This is a genomic window from Flammeovirga sp. OC4 (assembly GCF_000812565.1).
GTDB lineage: Bacteria > Bacteroidota > Bacteroidia > Cytophagales > Flammeovirgaceae > Flammeovirga.
On sequence record NZ_JTAM01000042.1, the window covers coordinates 81,349 to 90,015 of the forward strand.

Sequence of the window (8,667 nt, forward strand, 5' to 3'; positions counted from 1 at the left end):
GAGATAAAGCAATTGTTCTATTGTAGGCACGTAGTCCTATTAGTGAAGGTCTGAAAGGAGATTGCCTACTCAATTAGTTGGGTGGTATTTTCCGGCCTTGAAGGGAAAAGCGTTAAGAATTTTATGGATTGAGCCGTTAAAAATGATTTTCTTGTTTGAGCAAAGCGAGTTTAAAATCATTTAGGCGAGAGGAATGGAATTTAGCTTTTGACTTCGAAGCCTAGATTTTTTGCTTCGTTTTTCATCGATGGAAAAATGAAGAAGAAGGAAGTTTGAAAGTAGAACATAAAAGCTTGTAGAAATGTCGGTTGAAAGGTGACGACAACTTACAGTACTTTTAACGTAACAGGCTACGCCTCTACAGAATACCAAAATCCATATAAAAATAAAGACCCAAGCAATCCTAATTGGATTACTTGGGTCCACCTGTCGGCTTAGATAAGGTTATCTAGGTGTTATGCTTTTGGAGCGTTTCCGCCACCTTTGTTTCCACCACCTTTTCTGCCTCCACGTCCGCCTCTACGACGATCGTTTCCGCCACGCTTTCTATCGTTACCACCTCTACGGTTGTCACGACGTCCAGTTTCAGCTTGAGGAGAAAGGTCTCTCTTACCTAAAACTTCACCTTTGAATACCCAAACTTTGATACCAATGATACCATATACAGTAAGAGCTTCAGATAAAGCATAATCGATATCCGCACGCAATGTATGCAATGGAATACGACCTTCTTTGTAAAGTTCAGTACGAGCCATTTCAGCACCACCCAAACGACCAGAAAGCTTTACTTTGATACCTTGCGCACCGTGACGAACAGCGTTAGCAATTGCTTGCTTCATCGCACGACGGTAAGATACACGGCTTTTCAATTGTTGAGCGATTGACTCACCGATTAATTTTGCATCAGTCTCAGGACGCTTAACTTCAGAGATGTTGATTTGAACATCTTTACCAGTTAAACGCTTCAACTCTTCTTTGATTTTGTCTACCTCAGCACCTGCTTTACCGATTACTACACCTGGACGAGCCGTGTGAATAGTTAACGTAACGCGCTTGATAGTACGCTCGATAACTACACGTGAGATACCCGCACGAGGGTTCGGTAAACGAACTGCGATATATTTTCTGATCTTGTTATCCTCTACTAATTTGTCAGAGAAATCTTTTCCACCATACCAGCTAGATTCCCATCCTCTGATATAGCCTAAACGAAGACCAATTGGATTTATCTTTTGTCCCATGGGAAAAACTTATTTTAGTTATCTGACTCGTTTGATTCTGTTGTATCCTCAGCGACTACGTCGATAAGGCTTGTGCTACGAGCGTCTACTACCACTGTTACGTGGTTAGAACGCTTACGGATTCTGTGAGCACGTCCTTGTGGAGCTGGACGGAAACGCTTTAATTGACGTCCACCAGTTACAAAGATTGATTTCACATATAAATCTGCATCTTCAACAGACTCGTCAGGGTTTTTGTTTTCCCAGTTTGCCACTGCAGAAAGAATTAACTTTTCTACTAGAGGAGCACCAGCTTTTTGCGCATAACGGAGTGTATTCAGTGCATCAATAACTTGCACACCTCTTACTGCGTCCGCTACAAGCATCATCTTGCGTGGAGCGATAGGGCAATTATTAAGTTTTGCTACTGCTTCCATTATTTTCTGCCTTTATCTTTTTTATTGATATGACCCTTGTAAGTACGTGTTGGAGCGAATTCACCTAATTTATGACCTACCATGTTTTCAGTTACATAAACAGGGATGAATTTGTTACCATTGTGTACAGCAAATGTATGACCGATGAAATCTGGAGAAATCATTGATCTACGCGACCAAGTTTTGATTACTGCTTTTTTACCAGACTCATTAGTCGCCTCGATTTTCTTTACTAAACGAAAATCAATATAAGGTCCTTTCTTTAGCGATCTTGCCATGACTTAAATTACTTTTTCCTTCTTGAAACGATCAGCTTGCTAGAATACTTCTTAGCGTTACGTGTCTTTTGACCTTTAGCGTAAACACCAGTACGTGAGCGAGGGTGTCCTCCTGAAGATTTACCTTCACCACCACCCATAGGGTGATCAACTGGGTTCATTGCAACACCTCTAACACGTGGTCTACGACCTAACCAACGCTTTCTACCTGCTTTACCTAAACGAACGTTCATGTGATCGCCGTTAGAAACAGTTCCGATTGTAGCGTAGCACTCGATAAGTACTAATCTAGTCTCGCCTGAAGGTAATTTAAGTGTAGCATACTTACCTGTACGTCCTAATAATTGTGCGTAAGCACCAGCAGAACGTACCATCGCTGCACCTTTACCAGGCTTCAACTCCACGTTGTGGATGATTGAACCTACAGGAATCTCAGACAATGGAAGTGCATTACCTAAATCAGGAGCTACACCTGAACCAGACAAGATAGTCTGTCCAACTTGTAATCCTTCTGGAGCTACGATATACGTTTTAGCACCATCTACATAGTAGATTAAGGCAATACGAGCAGTACGGTTTGGATCGTACTCGATAGATTTCACGATACCTGGAACACCATGCTTGTTACGTTTGAAGTCGATCGAACGTAATCTACGCTTGTGACCACCACCTACGTTACGAACAGTCATTTTACCTGAGTTGTTACGACCACCTGTACGGTGCTTACCAACTGTCAGTGACTTTTCTGGTGTACTTTTCGTGATTTCCTCGAAAGTAGGAGCGACTCTGAATCGCTGTCCCGGAGTGATGGGCTTTAACTTTTTAACAGCCATTTTACAAACTTTCGTAATTTGCTTTTACAGTCTCTAGATAGGTTTTCCTAGATACTATAGACAACAAATTTGGTTAAACTTAATAAATATCCGGAGCCCGAATGAGCTCCGAACAATATTTTTAATTTTTTTATTCAGATCTTAAAGACCTTCGTAGATGTCGATAATCTCACCCTCAGCTACTTGTACCATCGCTTTTTTGTACGATGAAGTATGACCGCTAATTACAGCTGCTTTTGTGTAACGAGTTTTAGATTTACCTGGTAGAATTGCAGTACGAACTGCTTCTACGTTAACACCATACTTCGCCTCAACAGCTTGTTTGATCTGAACCTTATTAGCACCTTTTGCCACTTTGAAAGTGTAAACACCGTTCTCGTGAGCTAAAGCTGCCTTTTCTGTCAAGATAGGTTTTACCAATACTTGCATCTTAATAGGGGCTTAGAGGTTTGATAATTTTTCAACTGCGTCGTCAGCAAGAATTAACTGGTCTGCGTGCAAGATGTCGTAAGTGTTTAATGAATCAACAACTACAACATTTGCTTTAGGCAAGTTTCTTGAAGACTTGTAAACGTTATCGTTTTGAGACGCTACAACGTAAAGAGTTTTTACGTCAGAGAATTTCAAGTTAGCTAAAACTTCTTTGTAAGCTTTAGTTTGAGGAGCATCAAATGATAATGCTTCTAAAACAGTTACATTAGCTTCTTTAGCTTTGTAAGATAACGCTGAACGACGCGCCAATTGCTTAACTTTTCTGTTAAGAGATTGACGGTAGTCTCTTGGGCGTGGTCCGAAGATACGTCCACCACCTCTGAAAACAGGTGACTTGATAGAACCCGAACGAGCTGTACCAGTACCTTTTTGTTTTTTAAGCTTACGAGTAGATCCTACGATCTCCGCACGCTCTTTTGCTTTATGCGTACCTTGACGTTGAGCCGCCAAATACGCTTTTACGTCAAGATAGATAGCGTGATCATTTGGCTCGATACCAAATACCGCTTCTGGTAAAGTTACCTTACCAGTCTCAACGCCTTTTGAGTTCAATACTGCGATTTCCATCTACTGATTACTTTTCAAGGATTACGTAAGAATTTTTAGCACCTGGAATTGCACCTGAAAGAAGGATTAAACCATCTTCTGGGTACATTTTCATAACACGTAAGTTCATCACTTTAACGCGCTTTCCACCAGTACGTCCAGCCATACGAAGACCTTTGAATACACGTGATGGAGTAGCACATGCACCAATCGCACCTGGTGCTCTCAAACGGTTATGCTGACCGTGAGTAGCTTGTCCAACTCCACCGAAGTTGTGTCTTTTAACTACACCTTGGAAACCTTTACCTTTTGATGTACCAACTACGTCAACGAATTCACCTTCTGAGAAGATTTCTTCCATTTTAAGCTCGTCTCCTAATTGACGCTCCATAACTGGGTTACGGAATTCAATTACTTTACGCTTTGGCGTTGTACTCGCTTTTGAGAAGTGACCTTTCATAGCAGCGGACGTGCGCTTCTCCTTTTTCTCGTCGAAGCCTACTTGAATAGCTGTATAGCCATCAGTTTCTACCGTCTTAACCTGAGTCACAACGTTAGGACCAGTTTGAATCAACGTACAAGCGATGTTCTTGCCGTTTTCATCAAAAATACTAGTCATACCGACTTTTTTTGCAATAAGTCCTGGCATTGTATTTTACTTAATTAAATTAATAAATAACCTGATTGTCAGCTCATAAACATCCAACTCATTTAATCCGAAACACTGCTTGAACTCCCCGTCTGGTCCTTCTTTTAGTGCCTCAAATTAGAGCTGTTACGACATAGTACAGCTTCCAAACGGCTTGCAAAGGTAAGAAGAATTTATAACAACACAAATTTTTATTCATATATAGCTAAAAAACAGTGAGATAGGAAGCTTTTATTAACAGATGCATTAACTTACCGTATATTTTTTCCTTTTAAAGGCTAGATTGATACTTTTTTGGACGATTTACTATGGCAAAAAACAACAACAGACGAGATTTCATTAAAAATATGACCGCACTCAGCGGAGCGGCACTTTCTACTTCCCTTATTTCTTCTTGTGCGACTTCTTCTAAGGATCAAAAAATTAAAGAAAAAAAATCCAACAAAGTCTATAATTGGAGATGTGTAACCGTATGGCCTCCTAACTTTCCTATTCTTGGTGAAAGTGTGGTCAATCTTGCGAATGAATTAAGAGACCTTTCCAACGGAAGGCTTAATATAAAGGTATATGGCGGAGGTGAATTGGTACCTGCCTTGGAATCTTTTGATGCTGTACAGCTCGGTGGTGCACAAATGATGCATGGTGCCGCTTATTATTGGGCTGGTAAAATTCCAGCTTCTATCTTCTTTACGGCCGTTCCGTTTGGAATGAGTACAAGAGAACATAATGCGTGGCTATTATATGGTGGTGGAAACGAACTTTGGAAGGAGTTATATAATAGTATAGGATTAGAACCTTTCCCTTGTGGCAACACAGGAACACAAATGGGTGGTTGGTTCAATAAGAAATTAGAGACAACTGAAGATTTGGAAGGAATCAAAATGAGAATTCCTGGTTTAGGAGGAAAAGTATTCACTAAAGCGGGGGGCACTTCTGTCACTGTTCCTGGAGGGGAAATCTACACCAACTTAGAAAGAGGAGTAATTGACGCTACAGAATGGATCGGTCCTTATCATGATTATTTAATGGGCTTCCATAAAATAGCAAAGTATTATTACTACCCCGGCTGGCATGAACCTTCTGCGACTTTAGAGTTGGTTTGTAATAAAAAGGCATATGATGAACTTCCGGAAGACCTTCAAGAATTAATCCGATCGGTTTCACTAAAACACAATGGCATCATGATGTCAGAGTTTGAAAAGTACAATGCAGAATACCTAGAGAAAATCAGAGCTGAAAATAAAAATGAAATCCTTCCCTTCCCTGATGACGTAATGAAATCCCTTAAAAAACATGCTGATGATTCCATGGAAGAGTTAATACAAAGTGATGAATTTGCTCAAAAAGTGGCACAAAGCTTCTTCGACTTCAAGAAAAAAATTAAACAATGGTCAATAATTTCAACAGATGCCATGCAACCTTACCTTTAGTTGAGAATTTCTTTTACCTTTGCAGCATATAAAACATTGATTCTCATAGATGAACACAAAGTTAATTTCAAAAGTTAAAGGTCTGATCCAGAAAACGGGTAAACCTTTTGTTTTTACTGCTCCAGAAGACAACGACGAAAGTCAAGTGCAGTTCCAGTTTTTAGGTTCTAAAGACGGAAAAGAAGTAGTGTATGACGCATTCTTATACACACTTGAGATGGAGTATTTTGCAAAAATACATGAAGAGGCTACTCAATTAGTGATTGACGAAAATCCTAAGTTCAAAGGTGCTGATTTTGATGTTATGGATGGGCCACACATCGAAGCATTAGAAGAAATTTCTGCTGAATTAGCAAAATCAGATGAGTATGATGTAGCTGAGTTTATTGAAGAAAGACCTGAAGATGCAGACGAGGATGGTATTCCTTTAGATGTATGTTTAAATGTGACTTCAATAACAGAGGAAGCAATCGTGAAATTCGTTACTGAATTTAATGACGGAACATTGAAATTAGACGACACAGTCTATTCATTTGACATGTGGAATGAGAATTAATCCTCATTCTGAAACAAGATATAGAAAAAGGGAATGTAGTACTTTAACTGCATTCCCTTCTTTATTAACAATATAATTCCAAAGTATTCATCATATCTTAATAATTTATTATAGATCATTGAGTAAATTTGCCCTCAGTATCATAGATCTATTTTTTTGATCATTCAGTTACATTTCATAAATAAACTAATCATCAATCCTCATGTAGCTGATTTATTGTCGCTATTTTATTTCAACCTAAATCAAATACTCTAAATTTTTTAAAGGACAATGATAGGGGAAAATAGCGTATTAAGTGTCTCACTTCTAGAGACAGTCATTAAACGTCTCTTAGTTTAATAAATGTGTACAAACTTTTTTACGATCTAACATCTAGTCATGAAGAAAATCAAATTTTTTCCATTTTATCTACTGTCCATCGTACCAATACAAATATTGTATATTCTATCTGACATTACTTATGTAATTATATATAAGTTCATAAAATATAGAAGAGATGTAGTATCGGAAAACCTCCAAAAGGCATTTCCAGAGAAATCGAAAACAGAACTACTCAAAATTGAGAAGAAATTCTATCATCACTTCTGTGATCTCGCTTTTGAAAGTGTAAAAACACTAACCATGAATAAGAAAGGTATTCAAAAGAGATTTCAATTACAGAACCCTGAATTGATAAAAGAATTATTTCAACAAGATAAAAGTATCTTACTTTATTCTGCACACCTCGGTAATTGGGAATGGCAAGCATTTTTCCCTCAATACCTATCAGATCACAAGGTAACAGCCTTTTACCAACCTTTATCGAATAAATATTTCGATGAACTGATGCAGATCATCAGAGGAAGATTAGGTGTCCTTTGTATTCCTTCTCAAAAAGGATACAAAACCCTTATGAAACTAAAGGCTGAAAAGAAATTAACCTTTAACCTTTTGATTGGTGACCAATGTCCTGCTTGGAACTCTACGAAGTATTGGACTGACTTCCTACATCAAAAAACAGCTTTTCTTGTTGGTGCTGATGCCATTTCAAAGAAAAGTGATTGTGCAGTGGTTTACCCAAAATGTACTAAAGTCAAAAGAGGTGTTTATAAAACAGAATTTGTGCTTTTAGATTCCTCTCCTAAGAGTTCTGAGAAGTTTTCTGTTGTTGAAAAGTATTCAAAAATATTGGAGCAGAATATCAAGTTACAGCCAGACTTATGGTTATGGAGCCACAAACGTTGGAAGCTATCTGCTTAATGTATTATAGCTTCTTAGGCTTGTAAACATTTAAAAACAATTCGTGTGTATAAACACATAAAATGTGAATAACTTTTTGAATATATAAAGTAGAATTCAAAAAGTTATTCACATTTTGCTTTTTAAAGGATGACAAAGGACATAACTTATTCAAAGTACATCATAAATCAACCAATTTTGCTGTACTAGTAATGTATCTTTAGTACCTAAGTGTTCATAAACACTTTCATTCAATTTATTATTCAGATTAGTGACTCTATATATACTGCGACTAAAAGACCCTTCATACTCCTGTACTAGTAAATAAGTCAATAAAGGAGCTCTTAAAACTCCACCATAAATATTGATGTACCTCTCTTCAGAAAACCGTACCATAGTATTTGATAAATTCAAGCCACCAGATATTATAGTCATCTCTTCATATAATGGTTTATAGTATTCAATATTAGCCTGAACTTCATTATTTCTCTCTTTGATGTAAGACAGTGTATCGCCAGTAGAAACCCTTATGAGATCATCTTCCATTGTATATGTATAGTTTGAAGAAGTTAACACTGTTTCCATTTTGATTTTATCATCTTGAAATGAAATTTTCGAAGATTGGGTATCATCTACATCCAATACATCTTCTTCTAAGAAAGCTGTTCCACCAACATACTCTTTATACCTTTCAATGAAGCTCAATTTCACTGAATTTTCAATAACTTCTCCACTAGTTGTGAATAATCTAATATTAGAGTGTTCGATTTTTGATGATTCATAAGTATCATCGAGACTAAAAATAGTCTCATCTTCTGAACAAGAAATAATACCTAAAAGTAGAGTCGTTGCCCAAAAGAGTTTAGTAGTATAATACAATAGTTTACTAAGCATGATTTTAATTTAGTCTTTATGAATAGCTCAACTCCAGAGATTCAAGTTAGAGCTTAAAATAGTTTGTTGGTTGTAATCTAAAAAATTATTAAACACAAAAAAAGGTTAGTCAAC

At 37.5% G+C, this 8,667-nt stretch carries 11 protein-coding genes; 3 read left to right on the forward strand and 8 right to left on the reverse strand.

Features of this window, described 5'->3' with window-relative positions:
* Positions 1 to 455 precede the first annotated feature (455 nt).
* The 7 genes from rpsC to rplC form a co-directional block, all read right to left on the reverse strand.
* Positions 456 to 1,241, reverse strand: a complete 786-nt coding sequence (rpsC, locus tag PL77_RS19450) for a 30S ribosomal protein S3 (RefSeq protein ID WP_044209114.1) — start codon at positions 1,239 to 1,241, stop codon at positions 456 to 458.
* A gap of 14 nt (positions 1,242 to 1,255) precedes the next feature.
* The gene (gene rplV, locus PL77_RS19455) at positions 1,256 to 1,657 is read right to left on the reverse strand and encodes a 50S ribosomal protein L22 (RefSeq protein WP_044209116.1); all 402 of its coding nucleotides are present in this window, start codon (positions 1,655 to 1,657) and stop codon (positions 1,256 to 1,258) included.
* On the reverse strand, positions 1,657 to 1,935 hold the full coding sequence (gene rpsS / locus PL77_RS19460) for a 30S ribosomal protein S19 (RefSeq protein ID WP_044209118.1): 279 nt from the start codon (positions 1,933 to 1,935) through the stop codon (positions 1,657 to 1,659). The genes rplV and rpsS overlap by 1 nt, the downstream gene beginning before the upstream one ends.
* Before the next feature lie 8 nt (positions 1,936 to 1,943).
* On the reverse strand, positions 1,944 to 2,768 hold the full coding sequence (gene rplB / locus PL77_RS19465; RefSeq protein WP_044209120.1) for a 50S ribosomal protein L2: 825 nt from the start codon (positions 2,766 to 2,768) through the stop codon (positions 1,944 to 1,946).
* A gap of 141 nt (positions 2,769 to 2,909) precedes the next feature.
* Complete coding sequence (gene rplW / locus PL77_RS19470) at positions 2,910 to 3,197, reverse strand: 50S ribosomal protein L23 (RefSeq protein ID WP_044209122.1); 288 nt, start codon at positions 3,195 to 3,197, stop codon at positions 2,910 to 2,912.
* A gap of 12 nt (positions 3,198 to 3,209) precedes the next feature.
* The gene (gene rplD, locus PL77_RS19475) at positions 3,210 to 3,827 is read right to left on the reverse strand and encodes a 50S ribosomal protein L4 (protein ID WP_044209124.1); all 618 of its coding nucleotides are present in this window, start codon (positions 3,825 to 3,827) and stop codon (positions 3,210 to 3,212) included.
* A gap of 7 nt (positions 3,828 to 3,834) precedes the next feature.
* Positions 3,835 to 4,455, reverse strand: coding sequence for a 50S ribosomal protein L3 (gene rplC, locus PL77_RS19480; protein WP_044209126.1), 621 nt, complete (start codon positions 4,453 to 4,455; stop codon positions 3,835 to 3,837).
* Positions 4,456 to 4,763: 308 nt separating this feature from the next.
* On the opposite strand from rplC, the gene PL77_RS19485 reads away from it, so the two are divergent.
* The 3 genes from PL77_RS19485 to PL77_RS19495 all read left to right on the forward strand — a co-directional run bounded on the left by PL77_RS19485 (position 4,764) and on the right by PL77_RS19495 (position 7,680).
* Entirely contained in the window at positions 4,764 to 5,885 is a 1,122-nt protein-coding gene (locus tag PL77_RS19485) for a TRAP transporter substrate-binding protein (RefSeq protein WP_044209127.1), read from the forward strand.
* 49 nt (positions 5,886 to 5,934) lie between these two features.
* Complete coding sequence (locus tag PL77_RS19490; RefSeq protein WP_044209128.1) at positions 5,935 to 6,441, forward strand: hypothetical protein; 507 nt, start codon at positions 5,935 to 5,937, stop codon at positions 6,439 to 6,441.
* Between the two features lie 378 nt (positions 6,442 to 6,819).
* Positions 6,820 to 7,680 (forward strand): lysophospholipid acyltransferase family protein, encoded by an 861-nt coding sequence (locus PL77_RS19495; RefSeq protein ID WP_044209130.1) that lies wholly within the window; start codon positions 6,820 to 6,822, stop codon positions 7,678 to 7,680.
* Positions 7,681 to 7,830: 150 nt separating this feature from the next.
* On the opposite strand, the gene PL77_RS19500 is transcribed toward PL77_RS19495, so the two are convergent.
* Positions 7,831 to 8,553 (reverse strand): hypothetical protein, encoded by a 723-nt coding sequence (locus PL77_RS19500; RefSeq protein WP_044209133.1) that lies wholly within the window; start codon positions 8,551 to 8,553, stop codon positions 7,831 to 7,833.
* Positions 8,554 to 8,667: the final 114 nt, after the last annotated feature.